The sequence below is a fragment of the Acidovorax sp. GBBC 1281 genome, assembly GCF_028473645.1.
Lineage (GTDB): Bacteria > Pseudomonadota > Gammaproteobacteria > Burkholderiales > Burkholderiaceae_C > Paracidovorax.
Genome location: NZ_CP097269.1, coordinates 1,519,749 through 1,537,655, shown reverse-complemented (window position 1 = coordinate 1,537,655; position 17,907 = coordinate 1,519,749). Strand labels below are relative to the sequence as shown.

Sequence of the window (17,907 nt, the reverse complement as noted above, 5' to 3'; positions counted from 1 at the left end):
TCGTTATCAGCCACCTGCCGCCCCCGGGGCGCGCGGGGAGCCATTTACTTCATGCCGTGTCGTTTCTTTCATCGACGGAAAGCCTGTCATGCGATTGCCTCCCCTGAACGCCATCATCACCGCGGCCGCATCGCTCGCCGCCGCCAATACCCCTGCCCAGACGGCGGCGCCCACCGCCGCGCTGCCCGAGGTCAAGGTGACCGATGCCCCGCAAAGCGAGGCCACCGAGGGCTCGGGCCAGTACATCGCCCGCGAGATCAGCGTGGGCAAGCTGGTGCAGTCGCCGCGTGAGACGCCGCAGTCGGTGAGCGTAATCACGCGCCAGCTGCTCGATGACATGAACCTCAACAAGCTGGAAGACGCCGTCAAGCAGACCACCGGCGTGAACGTGACGCGCCTGGATGGCGCCGGCAACTACAACACCATCCAGTCGCGCGGCTTCGACATCGGCGCGCTGCTGCTGGACGGCGTGCCGATCCCGCAGGGCCCCAACTACGCCACCGCGATGGACACCGCCATCTACGACCGCATCGAGGTGCTGCGCGGTCCGTCCGGCCTGCTGCAGGGCGCGAGCGAACCCGGCGGCACCATCAACCTGGTGCGCAAGCGTGCGCAGTCCGCGCTGGGGCTGAACGCCAACGTTTCCGCGGGGTCGTGGAACATGCGCCGCGCCGACGTGGACCTGACCGGCGCGCTCAACGCCGCGGGCACGCTGCGCGGCCGCGTGGTGGCGGTGAAGGACGACCGCGACAGCCACGTCGCCACGCTGAAGAACGACAAGACCCTGGGCTACGGCACGCTGGAGCTGGACATCACCCCGTCCACCACGCTGTCGGTCGGCCACACGCGCCAGAAGGTGCGCGCCACGGTGGACCAGGGCCTGCCCGCGTATGCCGACGGCCGGCTGCTGGACGTGCCGCGCTCCACGTTCGCGGGCATCGCCGCCAACCGCCAGGACCTGGACAACACCGACACCTTCGCCGAACTGGAGCACCGCCTGTCCAATGGCGGGCAGGTCAAGTTCGTGGCGCGCGACGTGCACCGCGAATCGCTGTACCGCTCGGTGCGGGCCAACTCGGCCGTGGCGGCCAACGGCAACTACCAGTTGCAGTCGGTGGACTTTCAGCAGGACCTGAAGGACCGCAACTACGACCTGTACATCGCCTCGCCGCTGTCGCTGGCCGGCCGCACGCACCGCGTGCTGCTGGGCGTGAGCCACACGACCAGTGAAAGCCTGGACGGCAACTCCGCCTTCGGCGCGCCCCGCACCGCCAACATCTTCAATCCGCAGTACGACCTGCCCTACCCCAGCATCACGCTGCCCGGCTTTCAGAGCGCCACCCGGCGCACCGAGAACGCGCTGTACGGTCAGGCGCAGGTCAGCGTGGCCGAGCGCCTGAAGGTGCTGGCCGGCGGGCGCCTGTCCTGGGCCAAGGCCGAGACGCGCACGCTGAGCACGGGCCAGACCACGGCCACCGCCGACCCCGGACGGCAGTTCATCCCCTCGGTGGCCGCGATCTACGAGCTGAACGAAAACCTGTCGGCCTACACGAGCTATGCCGAGACCTTCGTGGTGCAGTCCAGCCTGGACCGCGCGGGCCGCCTGCTCACGCCGCGTTCGGGCTCGCAGATCGAGGCGGGCGTCAAGGGCGAGTTTTTGAACAAGCGCCTGCAGACGCACTTCGCCCTCTTCCGCATCCTGGACAAGGACCGCGCCATCGCCGACCCGGACGTTCCCACCGCCTCCCTGGCCGGCGGCAAGGTGCGCGCGCAGGGCTTCGAGACCGAGGTGAGCGGCCAGGTCGCGCCCGGCTGGGACGTCCTCGCCGGCTACGCCTTCACCGCCACCAAGTACCTGCAGGCCCCGGTGTCGCAGCAGGGCCAGGTGTTCAGCCCCATCACGCCGCGCCACAGCGTGAACCTGTCCACCCGCTATGCCTTCAAGGGCCCGGTGCTGCAGGGGCTGAGCGTGGGCGGCGGCGTGAGCTACCGCAGCGAGTTCTTCGCGCAAAGCGGCACGGTGCGCCTGACCTCGGGCGACTACGCGCTGTTCAACGCCCAGGTGGCCTACCAGATCAACGACAAGCTTTCGGTGAGCCTGAACGTGGACAACCTGTTCGACAAGACCTACTACGAGAAGGTCTCCAGCCTGGGCCGCCAGAACTTCTACGGCGAGCCGCGCCGCGTGACGGTGGCGCTCAAGGCGCGCTACTAGGCGCACGGCCGAGCGGGGCCCCGATGCTGCCGGCCGCCAAGCCTTTTTGCATCAAAACGGCCTCCAGCGCATGTTCTTCTAGGGCATTCCGCTATTTATTTGATAGCAAACGTTTTTTCAACCTCTGTTTCACAGGAGCTTTCCGATGTCCACCTTGCTCAAGCCCATCACCGCCGCCGTGCTGTCCGCGCTGGCGGCCACGGCCGTCCAGGCCCACCAGGTCTGGATCGAGGCCAGCGGCGCCCAGGCCCGCGTGCAGTTCGGCGAATACGCCGACGGCCTGCTGGAAAAGTCGCCCGGTGCGCTCGACAAGTTCAAGGGCGTGCCGGTGCTCGAGCAGCAGCAGCCACGCGGCGGCGAGGCCCGGCGAATCGAAGGCCAGCGCACCGCCACCGCGTTCACCTACGCCCTGCCGGCGCCGGCCGACACGCTGTTCGCCGAGGCGCCGTATCCGCTGATCGACCGCACCAAGGCCGGCCAGCCACCGCTGCTGTGGCGCCCCGCCGCGCGCTGGGTGGCCAGCCTGGCGCAGCCCGTGGCCGCCACCGCGCCGCTGGACGTGGTGCCCACCGGCAAGGCGGGCGAGCTGCGCGTGGTGTTCAACGGCAAGCCGCTGCCCAAGGCCCAGGTGACCCTGGTATCGCCCTCGGGCTGGGCCCGCGAGGCCGCCACGAATGCCGAAGGCACGGTGCACTTCGAGCTGCCCTGGAAGGGCCAGTACGTGGCCGAGGTCAAGCACAGCGACAAGCAACCCGGCGAACACGCAGGCGAGAAGTACGGCGAGGCCAGCTACCTCACGACGCTCACCTTCGTGCAGGCGGCCGGCATGGAATCGCCCCCGCTGCCTGCCCCGGCCGCGCACTGACCGCCGCGCCGGGCCGGCGCTGACCGGCCTACCGTCCCCGAAGACCTTTCACGGCCGCCGCGCCGTGACGGCGGCGGCGCCCTGCGCGCCGCATTTTTAAACCGAACAGCCCTCCTGCCAGCGGATTCATTGCCAGGAGTGCTATTGAAAAAGTAGCAACATGACCTCGCACCTTCTTCCCCCGCGTGCCCACGGCGCGCCCTGCCGCCCCCTGCCCCTGGCCGCCGCCCTGCACACCGCGATCGCGCTGCTGTGCGGCCTGGGCGCCAGCGCCGTCCAAGCCCAGTCCGCCGCGCCCGTGGCGGAAACCACGCTCGCCCCCGTGACCGTCAAGGCCGGCGTGGACCAGGAAAGCCCCACCGCGCCCGTCAGCGGCTTCGTGGCCAAGCGCGCCCTTTCGGCCACCAAGACCGACACGCCGCTCATCGAAACCCCGCAGGCCATCAGCGTGGTCACGCGCGACCAGATGGAGGCGCAAGGCGCGCTGACCCTGCGCCAGACCACGGCCTACACCGCCGGCATGGTGTCCAACTACTTCGACAGCCGGGTGGACAGCTTCACGGCACGCGGCGGCAGCGTGACGCAGTACCAGGACGGCCTGCTGCGCACCTACGGCACCTACAACAACACCAAGGCCGAGCCCTACCTGCTGGAGCGCGTCGAATTCCTGCGCGGCCCCTCGTCCGTGCTGTACGGCCAGGGCAGCGTGGGCGGCGTGCTCAACCTCACCAGCAAGCGCCCGCAGGCCGAGCCGCTGCGCGAAGTGCAGGTGCAGATGGGCAACTACGCGCGCAAGCAGATCGCCGCCGACATGACCGGCCCGCTCACCCAGGACGGCGAGTGGCTCTACCGGCTGGTGGCCGTGGGCCGCGACAGCGACTCGCAGGTCGACCACGTGAGCGACGACCGCCTCATCCTCGCCCCGTCGCTCACCTGGAAGCCCAACGCCGCCACCTCGCTCACGCTGCAGTTCACGCACCAGAAAGACAAAAGCGGCTCGCTGATCGGCTTCTTCCCGTGGCAGGGCACGCGGCTGTCCAGCCCCTACGGCCAGATCCCGACCTCGACCTTCATCAGCGAACCGGGCTGGGACGCCTTCGACACCGAGAACAACTCCTGGGGCTATCTGTTCAGCCACCGCCTGAACGACCAATGGACGGTGCGCCAGAACCTGCGCCGCACGGTGAGCGAGGTGGACTACCGCAGCATCTACACCAGCTTCAGCGCCAACCGCGCCACCGGCCGGCCGGCGCGCCCGGTGTTCAATGCGGACAACCGCACCTTGCTGCGCGACGCCTCCTGGCAGATCAACTCCAGCCGCCTGCTGCTGGCGGACACGCAGATCGAAGGCAAGGTGCAGGCCGGCGCCACCGAACACACGCTGCTCTTCGGCATGGACGCGCAGCGCAACGAGACCAGCCAGTCCACGTGGTTCCAGACCATCTCGGGCATCGACGCGTATGCGCCGGTGTACGGCAACTTCACGGCGCCCTCGGCCTCCGCGCTGGTGCGCCAGCCCAACGTCACGCAGCGCCAACTGGGCTTTTACGCCCAGGACCAGATCCGCTGGGGCCGCTGGACGGCCACGCTCGGCCTGCGCCACGACAGCGCCAAGACCGAGACGGTCGGCCGCCCCGCCGCCGCCGTGGACGACACCGCCTGGACCAAGCGCGTCGGCGCCACCTACCAGGCCGATGGCGGCTGGGCACCGTACGTGGGCTACTCCGAATCGTTCCAGCCGCTGGGCGGCGTGGACTTCTTCGGCACCCCGTTCAAGCCCCAGCGCGGCGAGCAGTGGGAAGCCGGCGTGAAGTGGCAGCCGCAGGACCGGGGCATCAGCGCCTATGCCGCCGTGTACCAGCTGCGTGAGAAGAACCGCAAGACCAACGACCCCTCCAACCCGCTCAACAGCCTGCAGCTCGGCGAGGTGAAGACCAAGGGCTTCGAGGCCGAGATGACCGCCAGCCTGGCCCGCAACTGGGACTGGACGGTGGGCTACGCCTACACCCACGCCGTCATCTCGCGCAGCAACGCCGGCGACCAGGGCCTGCCCGTGGCCAGCGTGCCCAAGCACACGGCGTCGAGCTGGCTCATGCACCGCTTCGCGGCCGAAGGACGCGGCGGCTGGACGGTGGGTGCGGGCGTGCGCTACACCGGCTCGCAGTGGACCGGCACCACGGCCATCACCACGCCGTCGGCGCTCATCGCCGATGCCATGGCGGCCTACGACGCCGGCAGCTGGCGCCTGGCCTTCAACGTGGTCAACCTGGCCGACAAGGTGCAGATCACCCAGTGCCTGGCGCGCGGCGACTGTTTTTACGGCCAGCGCCGCACGTACACGATGACGGGCACCTACCGGTTCTGAACCTAAGAGTTATCCCGGCAGGCAGAGCCAGCACTGCTCGCCTGCCGGAGCCCAGCCGATAGTAGCCACCGCTTGATCATCCAGTAGTTGCTGCAAAGACAACGGCCATAGTCAGCCGACAACACAATAAGGAACCTCTCAAAACCCCAATCCCAGCCACCAAGCACCTTTAAATCAACGAGTTATGACGCTCAAACTTGCAAATCCGGAGATTTTGAGAGGTTCCCCGACGGTTGAGAAAATGCAGCACTGGCTTTTGGAGAGATCAAAGAGAAAGATTCTTGTGCCATACACGAAGCAAGAATCTTTCGTAAAGAACGCTGATCTGGAAGAAATTTTTTATTCAACAAGGCCCCATAGATGCGCCACAACGTGCCTACGGCATAACCTGAGAAGGTGTGAGTCTTTCGCAGTTCATGCATTCAGGTGGGATGTTTTCAAAAACAACATCATTGCCTATTTGAACAACATTCAGCGGCGACTCAAACCACCAGTACAGCTGCCCATTCATCCACATATCGACCACCTTGCTTTCACCCAGAAGAACTTCCGGATCGTTTCGATACAAGCGAACGAATGTAGGAATTTTCATTTTGTAATGAATAATCCGCTGAATGAAAGAAGCGTCATAGTATTCCACCCGATAAACATGGCGCGGGCTGAGCGACGTATGAGAAAGTTTCGGTTTGGATGCATACCATAGACCGACGAAAGCAAGCATGCAAAGAAGCGTGATGACAACCCGGTGAAGGTGGGGTTTGTTCTTTTTTGGGGTGTTCATAAAGTGAATTTTTGAGAAAATGGAAGGTGCACGCGGTATACGTCAGACAGCACCATGAAATCTCCCCCTTTATTGTTTTTACTACGCCACTTCTGAAAATCACCATTGTTTACGTAATATTTCCGCCTCTCCACATCCGAAGGCTTTTCGTCAACGGTTGAGTCTTCAATTTGGATAGTTAATATGGTGGAGAGCCCACATTCAACGCCACTGAAACCCCAGCAGCCAAGAGGTTGCGATATCAACGAAGCATCATTGAAATCGTAAGAATCTCGCAAATAAAAACCTAGCTCATCAATTTCAATGAGGATTTTTCCACCCGATTGAGGGGTGACAATTCCAGAAACAGCAATGTTGAGCTGGGACTCTCCCATGGCACCATAGAAGTCATCCATGGGGTCACCCGATTTGCCAACGCCCAAATAATTGACTTGAAAGAGATCATCAATAATCTTGGCTGGTTGGTCCAGGTTACCGAATCGCCAGCATTGCTGCGTTCGCTGACGAGATTCTCGGACAACCCGGCGCTTCAAAAGAGTCAATCCCGCAGTGCTGGGCCACTTGGCCTGTAGTTGAGCCACTGCCGTCTGGACGCGAGCGAATTTCAGCGCCCACGCCATAGTGACAGTCGTCTCGTCAAGCTGCGTCGTGGGCAACTGGCTAAGCCGATTTCCCTCAGCACTGCGTTTGGCTTCTGGAGAAAGCGCAAATGACGCACCATTGAACCACCGGTCCATCAAACTGGCAGCTACGGGCCAGCCCAATCGTGAACGCATCACATTGGGGATGTCGCGCAGTTGGAAAACTTTGGTTTGGTAAGTTGGTTCTTTCTTTTTAGAATTTCCGCTGATTGCACCCAGCGCATCTCGCAATATATCGGTCATAAAATTTCTCTTTTTAATATTTCTTTCCATCATTTCGAGCGCGTCCACCGTCCGCTACATATCGGCGTGGCTCAAGGCAATTTGCAGTGACTCGGCCCATTCATCAAATAATTAGCAGTCTTGATTTTTGGGAACCTCCCAAAACCCCGATGCCAGCCACTCAACACCTTTATAAATCAAAGAGTTACGGCGCTCAAACCTGCAAATTCAAAGGTTTTGAGAGCTTCCCAATAGGCACCACGGAAGCAATGCTAAAGGAAATTATTTTTGATTTTCTTCATGGTTTAATTTCCCCCAAAGATTCGATGATTTTTTGTGATTCGACACGCCCCAGATCCCGTTGCTCTTTAGAAATTCCGGATTCAGCTCTATTGAGAAAATCGCTTTTGAGCAGAGCTTGGCGTTTCGATTCATCACGACCGACCAAATAATGCCAGGCGTGCGCATAAGCGTACGAGCGCACAGGATCGTAAAGATCACTGAAAACCGCACCGGGACGTTCAGTTACGGGCTTGTTGTCGTACACATCCGAAAGAAGCAGCAAAGCACCTATCTGCCCTTGCTGCGCAGCCACGTTCAACCATGAAACCGCCTGTGTCTGCCACTCTTTAACTCCTGGATTTTCAAGGGTCTGGGGGCCAGTGGTTGCGCCCCATCTGCCTAAAGGTCCCGCCGTATAGAAAGCCACCATCGCGTCCAAATCACCGTCTCTGGCCCAATTGCCGAGAATCTCCGAGCGCAATTCGTAGTCAGCATCCGAAAGGCGGGCGCACATCTCGCTTTGCGTCTTCACCATAGAGTCAAGGGCAGCAGTTTGGGCAGTTACACCTGTACGGCTCTTTTCTGCCACCGCTGCTTCCCTGTTTAGCTCCGTAGAAGCACAAAAAGAGAGTCCTGCAATGACTTCCTCCTGAATTGACCGACCCTTTTTACCTTGACGATAATCCACCACACCTTGCCAAACGGGGCGTATCGGCATTTTCAAACCGTTGACAAGCACCTTGGCACTGGCAGGCTGGGAAGCATTTTTATCATCCCTACCCAATGCGCCGGAGGCACTGGCACTCAAAGGCTGGAGATTTAAGTTCGCAACAGGAGCGATTTTTTTAGATCTATTGACTGGCAGGGCGTCGCCTTCCCAGTGGGCCATTGTTACTGCACCTGCGGCAATTAATAATCCACCAACGATGAAGACCTTACGACTTTTCATTAGAAAACCCTTTTTTGCATTTTCATCTCGACGATTTTTTACCCTCTCATTATCAAAATATTTGCCCATATCAATATTAACGGGTTTCAGGCTTGGATTTTTCGGACAGAAGCATCGCTTCAAGGCAGCTGATTCATCGCTCAGGAATGGGTCGTTGCTTCGTGGAATGGGTTTAACTGTGGCTGAAGGTGTGCCCAACGCTCTGACTCAAGCGCCATCTCCGACACAGAAAGTTGCGGAGTGAAATGAACACCGATGCAACTCAGACTTCTGGCAAATTTCCAAAAGCCACAGGAACTGGAAAGTTCTCTCACCACGGTGATCGGAATTTTGTAGTTTTGGGCAAGGTAATTCAGCAACGCAGTGCCGTACCCCTGCCTCCGATACGCGCTAAAAATTTCAACGTTATACACGTAGACACGATCATTCAAGGGTGATACCGCATAACAAGCCTCTCCCACAGTCGTTCCCTGCTGGTTCTTGATGACGGCTTTCACGTCTGGATTGGGAGCCGTGAAAGTCATGTCGTAAGTTCTGGTCACATCCATGGTGATTTTTGGAACGTGAGCCAGCCTACGTTGCACGCGCCATCTGGACAAAATGCCGATCATCTTATTCTCCCCATAATTTATACAAATACGAAGCAAGTCTTCGAAGACCATGCCCAGGCAGAGCCAGGCATGCTAAACATTGGGTGTTTTTCGCCAGCACCCTATAAGCGTTTTAAATAACGCCAAAGCCATTAGCGTGTCGAACTCTAACGGTTTAAGATTTGATCGCCCAAAGCAATTTGTTACAAACCGTTTTGCTGGAGATATTGATCGCTCGAGAGCAATGGCCGGGGCGCTGTTGCACAAATCGAATTGCAGACGGCATGACCCCAACCCCAGACGGACCTATGCCACAGCAGTCACCGACACGGTGTGAGGACGGCCGATCTGACTGAACCGATTGAGCAAGGCCACGCGGACATGCAGCTCCACAACCTGGCGGTCGAACGTGCGCGCGATCACCCGTTCGCCCAGTCGCTTGAAGCAGTGCATCTTCGTCTCCACAAGGCTGCGCCGGTGGTAGCCGCTCCACTTCTTCCAAATGCCGCGACCCAGGCGCTGGCACGCCCGAATGGCCTCATTACGATGCGCCGAGCCCGGACTCGACTTCTTCCAATGGCTGGCGTTCTTGCGGGGCGGGATCACCGCCATCGCGTGCCGCTCGGCAATGGCGTCCAGGCAGGCGCGCGTGTCGTAGGCGCCATCGGCACTGACGCTTTCGATGGATTCGTCAGTGGGAATCTGAGCCAGCAACCCGGGCAACATCGGCGCATCCCCAATGGCGTTGCTGGTCACCTCGATGGCGCGTATTTCCAGCGTCTGCGCGTCGATGCTCAGATGGACCTTGCGCCATTCGCGCCGGTATTCAGCACCATGCTTCTTGCGTTTCCACTCTCCTTCGCCCAGGAACTTGATGCCGGTGCTGTCCACCAGCAACTGCAGCGGCGAGTTGGTTCGCTGGTAGCTCAGTTCGACCTGCAAGGTCTTTTGGCGCCGGCAAACAGTGCTGAAGTCAGGTACCGGCCAGTCCAGCTTTGCCAGCCGCAGCAGGCTCTGCACCATGCCCAGCGCCTGTCGCAAGGGCTGGCCGAACAGGCACTTGATGCTCAGGCAGAACTGGATTGCTGCGTCCGAGAAGGTTCGGCTGCGTCCACGCCTGCCGGTCGGCGTGCCAAACCACTGCATGCCCTCATCTAGTGTCCTGTCCCGTTAATTCGCAGGCACGATAGCTGCATGGTTTCGGGCCATCCTTGAGGTGCCGCCATGCCCAATGCAACGACCCGAACAGAAATTGCGCTTAGTGAAGTGGAGCGCGCGGAACTGACGTCCATGGCGCGATCACGTTCGCTGCCAGCGGCGTTGTCGCTCAGGGCGCGCATCGTGCTGACTTGCGAAGGCACAGATAAAGCCAGCACCGCGGTTGCGCAGGCTCTGGGGATCAGTCGTAGCACTGTCACCAAGTGGCGCGGGCGCTATGCGCGCCATCGCATTGCAGGGCTTTACGACGAGTTGCGCCCGGGTCGCCCCCGCACGGTAGATGACGAGCGTGTTGCTGAGTTGATTACCAAGACGTTGCACACCAAGCCTGCTGATGGGGGTACCCACTGGAGCACCCGCACGCTGGCCGCCGATACGGGCATCAGCAAGAGCACGGTGGCGCGCTATCTGCAGACCTTCAACCTCAAGCCGCACCGGGCCGACAGCTTCAAGCTGTCGACCGATCCGCTGTTCATCGAGAAGCTGCGCGACGTTGTGGGGCTGTACCTGAACCCACCTGACAACGCGCTGGTGCTGTGCGTGGACGAGAAGAGCCAATGCCAAGCTTTGGAGCGTACGCAGCCGATGCTGCCAATGGGGTTTGGCTATGTCGAAGGTGTCACGCACGACTACGTGCGCCACGGCACCACCACCTTGTTCGCGGCCCTGAACGTGATGAATGGCCAAGTGATCGCGCAGTGCCGGCCCCGGCATCGTCATCAAGAGTTCCTTGCCTTCCTGCGCGCCATCGACAAGGCAGTGCCCGACGAACTGGATGTGCACTGCATAGCTGATAACTACGCCAGCCACAAGCATCCAAAGGTGCGCGCTTGGTTGGCCGAGCGGCCTCGCTGGCACATGCACTTCGTTCCGACCTATTCAAGCTGGCTCAATCAGGTCGAGCGCTTCTTCTCGATCATCACCACGCGGGCAATCCGCCGTGGCTCGTTCACCAGCGTGAAGGATCTGATCAACAAGATCGACACATTCATCGCGAATTACAACCAGTCCTGCCAGCCGTTTACTTGGACAGCTACAGCAGACTCCATCCTCGAAAAACTCGCCAGACTATGCGGGCGAATTAACGGGACAGGACACTAGCCACATCGTCAACGAGCCTCGCGCTTTCAGCGCCGCGTTGTACGCCTTCCAGTTCGTCGTGCGGTACTTGCTCCGCTGCCTGTTCTTCGTCTCTGTCACGCAGTCAGTCTACGGGCATCAGCATCGCGATTTGTGCAACAAAGCCAGCAAGAACGCGAGCAGTTGGGCGAAGGTGAGCATAGGACGATGATATTCGCGCGCGGCTCCCTCTCCACCAGCCTGGAGCGCAGCATGCCTCGACCCCCCAAAAAAAAGGCCGCGCTGTGCAGCGCGGCCTTTCGACGAACCGGTGGCGATCACACGTTCATGATCGACACGAGGCGCGTGTTCAGATGGGCTTCGACCGCTTCAGAGCCGCCTTCGGAGCCGTAGCCCGAATCCTTCAGCCCACCGAAAGGCAGTTCTGCCGCTGGAGCGGCGGCCTGGTTGATCCAGAGCATGCCCACTTCCAGGCGCTGGGCCAGCAGGTGCGCGTTCTTGAGCGAGCGCGTGAAGGCGTAGCCCGCCAGGCCGAACGGCAGGCGGTTGGCCTCGGCGATGGCGTCCTCGATCTTCTCGAAGCCGCGCACGGCGGCCACGGGACCGAAGGGCTCTTCGTTGAAGATGCGGGCCGACAGGGGCACGTCGTTGAGCACCGTGGGCTGGAAGAAGTTGCCTTCGCTGCCGATGCGTTCGCCGCCGGTGGCCAGTTGCGCGCCCTGCTGCACCGCGTCGGCCATCAGGTCGGCCATGGCGGTGATGCGGCGCGGGTTGGCCAGCGGGCCCATCTGCGTGCCATCGACCAGGCCGTTGCCCACCTTGAGGCCCTGCGCGTGGCGCGACAGCGCAGCCACGAACTCGGCGCGGATGCTTTCATGCACCAGGAACCGCGTGGGCGAAATGCACACCTGGCCCGCGTTGCGGAACTTGGCGCCGCCGGCGGCCTTGATGGCCAGCTCGACATCGGCGTCTTCCGCCACGATCACCGGGGCGTGGCCGCCCAGCTCCATGGTCACGCGCTTCATGTGCTTGCCGGCCAGGGCGGCCAGCTGCTTGCCCACGGGCGTGGAGCCGGTGAAGGTCACCTTGCGGATGATCGGGTGCGGGATGAGGTAGTTGGAGATTTCCGCCGGGTCGCCATAGACCAGGCCCACGGCGCCCGCGGGCACGCCGGCATCGGCGAACGCGCGGATCAGCTCGGCCGGGCTGGCCGGCGTTTCTTCCGGCGCCTTCACGAGGATCGAGCAGCCGGCCGACAGGGCCGCGGCCAGCTTGCGCACCACCTGGTTGATCGGGAAGTTCCAGGGCGTGAACGCCGCCACGGGGCCGACGGGGTCCTTCACCACCATCTGGCGCGCGGCCAGGTTGCGGGACGGCACGATGCGGCCATACACGCGCTGCGATTCGTCGGCGAACCACTCGATGATGTCGGCGGAGGCCATGGTTTCCATGCGGGCCTCGGCCAGGGGCTTGCCCTGCTCCTGCACCATGATTGCGGCGATGGCGTCGGCGCGCTCGCGCATCAGGGCGGCGGCGCGGCGCATGGTCTTGGCGCGGTCCACGGCGGGAATGTCGCGCCAGGCCTCGAAGCCCTTTTGCGCGGCCTCCAGGGCACGGTCCAGGTCGGCCTTGCCCGCATGCGCCACGCGGCCGATTTCCTTGCCGGTGGCGGGGTTGTGCACGGCGATGGATTTGCCGTCGGCGGCGTCCTGCCATTGGCCGGCGATGAAAAGGCGGGTGCTGGGGTAACTCATTGTGCGAATGCTCCTGCTGTCGGGGGTGGGTGGAAGGAAGAAGGGGGCGAACCCCTGCCGCGGCGGACCCGTCCGCGCGGCGCCAACGGGCAACTATAGGCCCGTTCGCCGGGCCGTGCAGTCCGCGCGGTTACATCCCCAAAGCCCGTGCGGGGCCGGGCCGTGCACACATGGGTACCCAGCGGATCAGGGCCGCGTTGCCGCCACCTGTGCGGGCGCGTCGCCCCAGCCACCGCCCAGCGCGCGGATCAACCCCACCGTCGCCGTGTACTGCGCGGTGCGCACCTGCAGCGCCTGGCGGCGGTTGCGCAGCTCGCTGCGGCGCGCGTCCAGCAGTTCGAGCTGGCTCACCAGGCCGTTGCGGTAACGCGAGTCCGACAGCTGCGTGGCGCGCGCGGCGGCCTGCACGGCGCGGCCCTGGGCCTCGGCCTGGCCCGCCAGCAGGCGCAGGGCACCCAGTTGGTCCTCGACCTCGCGGAACGCGGTGAGCACCTGCCCCCGGTGCGCGGCGAGCGCCCCTTCCAGGCGGGCGCGGGCGCCCTCTTCCTGCGCGGCGCGCTGGCCGCCGTCGAAGATCGGCAGCGACAGCAACGCGCCGATGCCCCACGACCGGGCCGACCACTTGAACAGGTCGCCCAGCTCGGGCGAGGCATAGCCGCCGTTGCCCGTGAGCGTGACGGCTGGAAACCACGCCGCCTGCGCCACGCCCACGCGGGCCTGCGCCGCCAGCACCGAGGCCTGCGCCGCCGACACGTCAGGCCGGCGCGCGAGCACCATGCCGGGCACGCCGGCCGGGATCACGGGCAGCACCGCTTCGCCAGCAGCGCCTGCAGTGCCCGCAGGCGCCACGGCGAAGCCGCTCGCCACGTCGCCCACCAGCACGGCCAGGGCGTTGTTCAGCAGCACCTGCTGGCGCTCCAGCGCGAGCGCCTCCGATTCGGTGGCGGCCACTTCCGTCTGCACGCGCGCAAGGTCCAGCTCGGCCACGTCGCCGGCCTGGTAGCGGCGCTGCGTGAGACGCAGCGTGTCACGGTACGCGGCCAGGCTTTCCTCCACCAGCACGCGCTCGGCCTGCACCGCGCGCCATTGCAGATAGGTCTGCGCCACGTCGGCCTGCACCATGAGGCGCGTGCTCTGCAGCAGCGCATCGCGCGCCTGGGCGTCGAGCCGCGCGGCATCGCTGGCCTGCGACAGGCGGCCGAACAGGTCGAGCTCGTACGACACGTTCAGGCCCGCCGTGGCCAGCGTGGCCGGCACCGGGCCGCCTGTGGCGGTGTTGGCGCCCGCCTGGCGCGACACGCCGGTGGACACGCCAACCTGCGGGGCGCGGTTGGCATCGGCCGAGCGCAGCAGCGCCCGCGCTTCGGCCAGCCGCGCGGCGGCCTCCTGCACGGTGGTGTTGCCGCGGCCGGCGCGCTCCACCAGGCCGTTCAGCACCGGGTCCTGAAAGCCCAGCCACCACTCGCCGCGCGGCTGTGCCTCGGCGGGGGGCGCGGTGGTCCACGACCGCGCGCCGTCGGCCTCGCTGAACGTGGCCGGCACGGCCACGCCGGCATGCTCGGGCGGCGGGGCGAGCGGGGTGCCCATGCAGCCAGCCAGCACCAGGGCGGCCGCCAGGGGCGCCAGGCGGGACCAGGACGGCAGGGAAATCGACATCAAGGGGGCAGTCATCGCAAAACTCCTTCGCTCGCTCATTCGTCATGCCCGCGCGGCGACGCCAGCACGGGGTGGGCCACGGCGCCAGCGCCGGTCCCGGAGGTATCGGTCAGAGGCGCGGTGTGGCTGCCGTGCTGCTGCAGCGGCCGGTTGCCGGCCAGGCGGCGCAGCGCCACGTAGAACACCGGCGTGAGGAACAGGCCGAAGGCCGTCACCCCGATCATTCCGGCGAACACCGCCACGCCCATGGCACTGCGCATCTCGGCGCCGGCACCGGTGGACAGCACCAGCGGCAGCACGCCCATCACGAACGCCAGCGACGTCATCAGGATGGGGCGCAGCCGCAGGCGGCTGGCCTCGATGGCGGCCTGCACCGGCGTGCGGCCGGCAAACTCCAGCTCGCGGGCGAACTCCACGATCAGGATGGCGTTCTTGGCCGACAGCCCCACCAGCACGATGAGCCCGATCTGCGTGAACACGTTGTTATCGCCGCCTGACAGCCACACGCCCGTCATCGCAGCCAGCAGGCCCATGGGGACGATCAGGATGATGGCGATGGGCAGCGTGAGGCTTTCGTACTGCGCGGCCAGCACCAGGAACACCAGCAGGATCGCGATGGGGAACACCAGCACGGCGGAATTGCCGGCCAGGATTTCCTGGTAGGTCAGCTCGGTCCATTCGAAGCCGATGCCCTGCGGCAGCGTCTCGGCGGCGATGCGCTCGATGGCGGCCTGCGCCTGGCCCGACGAAAAGCCGGGCGCGGGCCCGCCGTTCACGTCGGCCGACAGGAAGCCGTTGTAGCGCATGGCGCGCTCGGGGCCGAAGCTGGGTTCGAGCTTCATCAGTGCCGACAGCGGCACCATCTCGCCGGTGGTGGAGCGCACCTTGAGCAGGCCCACGTCCTCGGCACGCGCCCGGAAGGCTGCATCGGCCTGAACGCGCACGCTGTAGGTGCGGCCGAACTGGTTGAAGTCGTTGGCGTACAGGCTGCCCAGGTAGATCTGCAGCGTCTCGAAGATGTCCGTCACCGGCACGCCCAGTTGCCGCGCCTTGGTGCGGTCGATGTTGGCGTACAGCTGCGGCACGTTGACCTGCCAGCTCGTGAACAGGCCGGCGAGTTCCGGCGTCTGGTACGCCTTGCCCATGAAGGCCTTCACGGCGGCGTCCATGGCCTCGTAGCCCAGCGAGGCGCGGTCTTCGATCTGCAGCTTGAAGCCGCCCGTCGTGCCCAGGCCGGCCACCGGGGGCGGCGGGAACATGGCGATGAACGCGTCCTGGATGCTGCCGAAGGCCTGGTTCAACTGGCCCGCAACGGCGCCGCCGCTCTGGTCCGCGCGGCCGCGCTCGGCGAAGGGCTTGAGCGTGACGAACACGATGCCCGAATTGGAGCTGTTGGTGAAGCCGTTGATCGACAGGCCCGGGAAGGCGATGGCGTCTTCCACGTTCGGATTCTTCTTGACGATCTCGCCCATGCGGCGGATCACGTCCTCGGTGCGGTCCAGCGTGGCACCGTCGGGCAGCTGCGCGAAGCCCACCAGGTACTGCTTGTCCTGCGCCGGCACGAAGCCGCCGGGCACGACCTTGAACAGGCCCCAGGTCGCGGCCACCAGCGCGGCGTAGATCACCAGCATCAGCGCCTTGCGGCCGATGACGCGCTTGACGCCGCCGCTGTAGGCCTCGGAGCCGCGGTGGAACACGCTGTTGAAGCGGCGGAAGAACCCGCCCAGCACCTTGTCCATGCCGCGCGTGAGCGCGTCCTTGGGCTCATGGTGGCCCTTGAGCAGCAGTGCGCTCAAAGCCGGCGACAGCGTGAGCGAATTGATCGCCGAGATCACCGTGGAGATCGCGATGGTCACCGCGAACTGACGGTAGAACTGCCCCGTGAGCCCGCTGATGAAGGCCAGCGGCACGAACACCGCCACCAGCACCAGCGCGATGGCGATGATGGGGCCGGACACTTCGCGCATGGCGCGGTAGGTGGCTTCGCGCGGGGTCAGGCCCGCCTCGATGTTGCGCTCCACGTTCTCCACCACCACGATGGCGTCGTCCACCACGATGCCGATGGCCAGCACCAGCCCGAACAGGGACAGCGCGTTGATCGAAAAGCCCAGCAGGTGCAGCACCGCGAACGTGCCCACCACCGACACCGGCACGGCCAGCAGCGGAATGATGGAGGCGCGCCAGGTCTGCAGGAACAGGATCACCACGATCACCACCAGCGCCACGGCTTCCAGCAGGGTCTGGATGACGGATTTGATGGAGGCGCGCACGAACTGCGTCGGGTCGTAGGCGATGCGGAACTCCACGCCCTCGGGCATGTTCTTTTGCAGTTCGGCCATGGTCTTGCGCACGTTCGACGAGATGTCGAGCGCGTTGGAGCCCGGCGCCTGGAACACGCCCATGCCCACGGCCGGGTCGTTGTTGAGCAGCGAGCGCAGCGAGTAGTCGGCCGCACCCAGCTCCAGCCGGGCCACATCGCGCAGGCGCGTCACCGCGCCGTCGCTGCCGGTCTTGACGATGATGTCGCCGAACTCCTCTTCGGTCTGCAGGCGGCCCTGCGCATTGATCGACAGCTGCATGTCCACGCCGGGCAGGCCGGGCGACTGCCCCACCACGCCGGCCGCAGCCTGCACGTTCTGGCCGCGGATGGCGGCCACCACGTCAGCCGCCGACAGGCCGCGCTGCGCGACCTTCTGCGGGTCGAGCCAGGCGCGCATCGAATAGTCACCGCCGCCGAAGATCTGCACCTGGCCCACGCCCTGGATGCGGGCGAGCCGGTCCTTCACGTTGAGCACCGCGTAGTTGCGCAGGTAGTCGATGCCGTAGCGGCCGTTGGGCGAGACCATGTGCACGACCATGGTCAGGTCGGGCGCGCTCTTGACCGTGGTGACGCCCAGCCGGCGCACTTCCTCGGGCAGGCGCGGCTCGGCCTGCGAGACGCGGTTTTGCACCAGTTGCTGAGCCTTGTCGGGGTCGGTGCCCAGCGCGAAGGTGACGGTCAGCGTCATCACGCCGTCGGTCGTGGCCTGGCTGCCCATGTAGAGCATGCCCTCCACGCCGTTGATGGATTCCTCCAGCGGCGTGGCCACGGTCTCGGCGATCACCTTGGGGTTGGCGCCCGGATACTGGGCGCGCACCACCACGGAGGGCGGCGCCACCTCGGGGTACTCGGAGATGGGCAGCGCACGCAGCGCGATCAGCCCGGACAGGAAGATGAGCACCGACAGCACCCCGGCGAAGATGGGGCGGTCGATGAAGAAGCGGGAGAGATTCATGGTGTTCCTTCTTG

At 64.2% G+C, this 17,907-nt stretch carries 11 protein-coding genes and 2 pseudogenes; 4 read left to right on the top strand and 9 right to left on the bottom strand.

The window, feature by feature from the left end; translation table 11 throughout:
* The first annotated feature begins 88 nt into the window (after window positions 1–88).
* From M5C96_RS06995 to M5C96_RS06985, 3 genes are all read left to right on the top strand, one after another.
* Window positions 89–2,215 carry a TonB-dependent siderophore receptor gene (locus tag M5C96_RS06995; RefSeq protein WP_272568122.1) on the top strand — a complete coding sequence of 709 codons (2,127 nt, stop codon included), beginning with the start codon at window positions 89–91 and terminating at the stop codon, window positions 2,213–2,215.
* Between the two features lie 145 nt (window positions 2,216–2,360).
* Window positions 2,361–3,080, top strand: coding sequence for a DUF4198 domain-containing protein (locus tag M5C96_RS06990; protein WP_272568121.1), 720 nt, complete (start codon window positions 2,361–2,363; stop codon window positions 3,078–3,080).
* 160 nt (window positions 3,081–3,240) lie between these two features.
* On the top strand, window positions 3,241–5,445 hold the full coding sequence (locus M5C96_RS06985; protein WP_272568119.1) for a TonB-dependent siderophore receptor: 2,205 nt from the start codon (window positions 3,241–3,243) through the stop codon (window positions 5,443–5,445).
* Between the two features lie 376 nt (window positions 5,446–5,821).
* Here M5C96_RS06985 and M5C96_RS06980 read toward each other — a convergent pair whose 3' ends face one another.
* From M5C96_RS06980 to M5C96_RS06960, 5 genes and pseudogenes are all read right to left on the bottom strand, one after another.
* A complete protein-coding gene (locus M5C96_RS06980) occupies window positions 5,822–6,226 on the bottom strand; it encodes a hypothetical protein (RefSeq protein ID WP_272568117.1) in 405 nt (134 codons plus the stop codon).
* Window positions 6,223–7,158: a DUF6402 family protein gene (locus M5C96_RS06975; RefSeq protein WP_336297884.1), complete on the bottom strand. Its 936-nt coding sequence runs from the start codon at window positions 7,156–7,158 to the stop codon at window positions 6,223–6,225. The genes M5C96_RS06980 and M5C96_RS06975 overlap by 4 nt, the downstream gene beginning before the upstream one ends.
* 229 nt (window positions 7,159–7,387) lie before the next feature.
* On the bottom strand, window positions 7,388–8,443 hold the full coding sequence (locus tag M5C96_RS06970; RefSeq protein ID WP_272568114.1) for a hypothetical protein: 1,056 nt from the start codon (window positions 8,441–8,443) through the stop codon (window positions 7,388–7,390).
* Between the two features lie 17 nt (window positions 8,444–8,460).
* The gene (locus tag M5C96_RS06965; protein ID WP_272568112.1) at window positions 8,461–8,982 is read right to left on the bottom strand and encodes a GNAT family N-acetyltransferase; all 522 of its coding nucleotides are present in this window, start codon (window positions 8,980–8,982) and stop codon (window positions 8,461–8,463) included.
* Between the two features lie 234 nt (window positions 8,983–9,216).
* A pseudogene (locus tag M5C96_RS06960) lies at window positions 9,217–10,068 on the bottom strand (IS5 family transposase); the annotation flags it as partial.
* A gap of 66 nt (window positions 10,069–10,134) precedes the next feature.
* On the opposite strand from M5C96_RS06960, the gene M5C96_RS06955 reads away from it, so the two are divergent.
* Window positions 10,135–11,229 carry an IS630 family transposase gene (locus M5C96_RS06955; RefSeq protein WP_272563777.1) on the top strand — a complete coding sequence of 365 codons (1,095 nt, stop codon included), beginning with the start codon at window positions 10,135–10,137 and terminating at the stop codon, window positions 11,227–11,229.
* On the opposite strand, the pseudogene M5C96_RS06950 reads toward M5C96_RS06955, so the two are convergent.
* The 4 genes and pseudogenes from M5C96_RS06950 to M5C96_RS06935 form a co-directional block, all read right to left on the bottom strand.
* Window positions 11,227–11,328: pseudogene (locus tag M5C96_RS06950) on the bottom strand (IS5/IS1182 family transposase); the annotation flags it as partial. The gene M5C96_RS06955 and the pseudogene M5C96_RS06950 sit on opposite strands and share 3 nt — an antisense overlap.
* Before the next feature lie 197 nt (window positions 11,329–11,525).
* Window positions 11,526–12,962 (bottom strand): NAD-dependent succinate-semialdehyde dehydrogenase, encoded by a 1,437-nt coding sequence (locus tag M5C96_RS06945; RefSeq protein ID WP_272568110.1) that lies wholly within the window; start codon window positions 12,960–12,962, stop codon window positions 11,526–11,528.
* A gap of 186 nt (window positions 12,963–13,148) precedes the next feature.
* Window positions 13,149–14,633 (bottom strand): efflux transporter outer membrane subunit, encoded by a 1,485-nt coding sequence (locus tag M5C96_RS06940; protein WP_272568107.1) that lies wholly within the window; start codon window positions 14,631–14,633, stop codon window positions 13,149–13,151.
* A gap of 20 nt (window positions 14,634–14,653) precedes the next feature.
* Window positions 14,654–17,893 (bottom strand): efflux RND transporter permease subunit, encoded by a 3,240-nt coding sequence (locus M5C96_RS06935; protein WP_272568104.1) that lies wholly within the window; start codon window positions 17,891–17,893, stop codon window positions 14,654–14,656.
* Window positions 17,894–17,907: the final 14 nt, after the last annotated feature.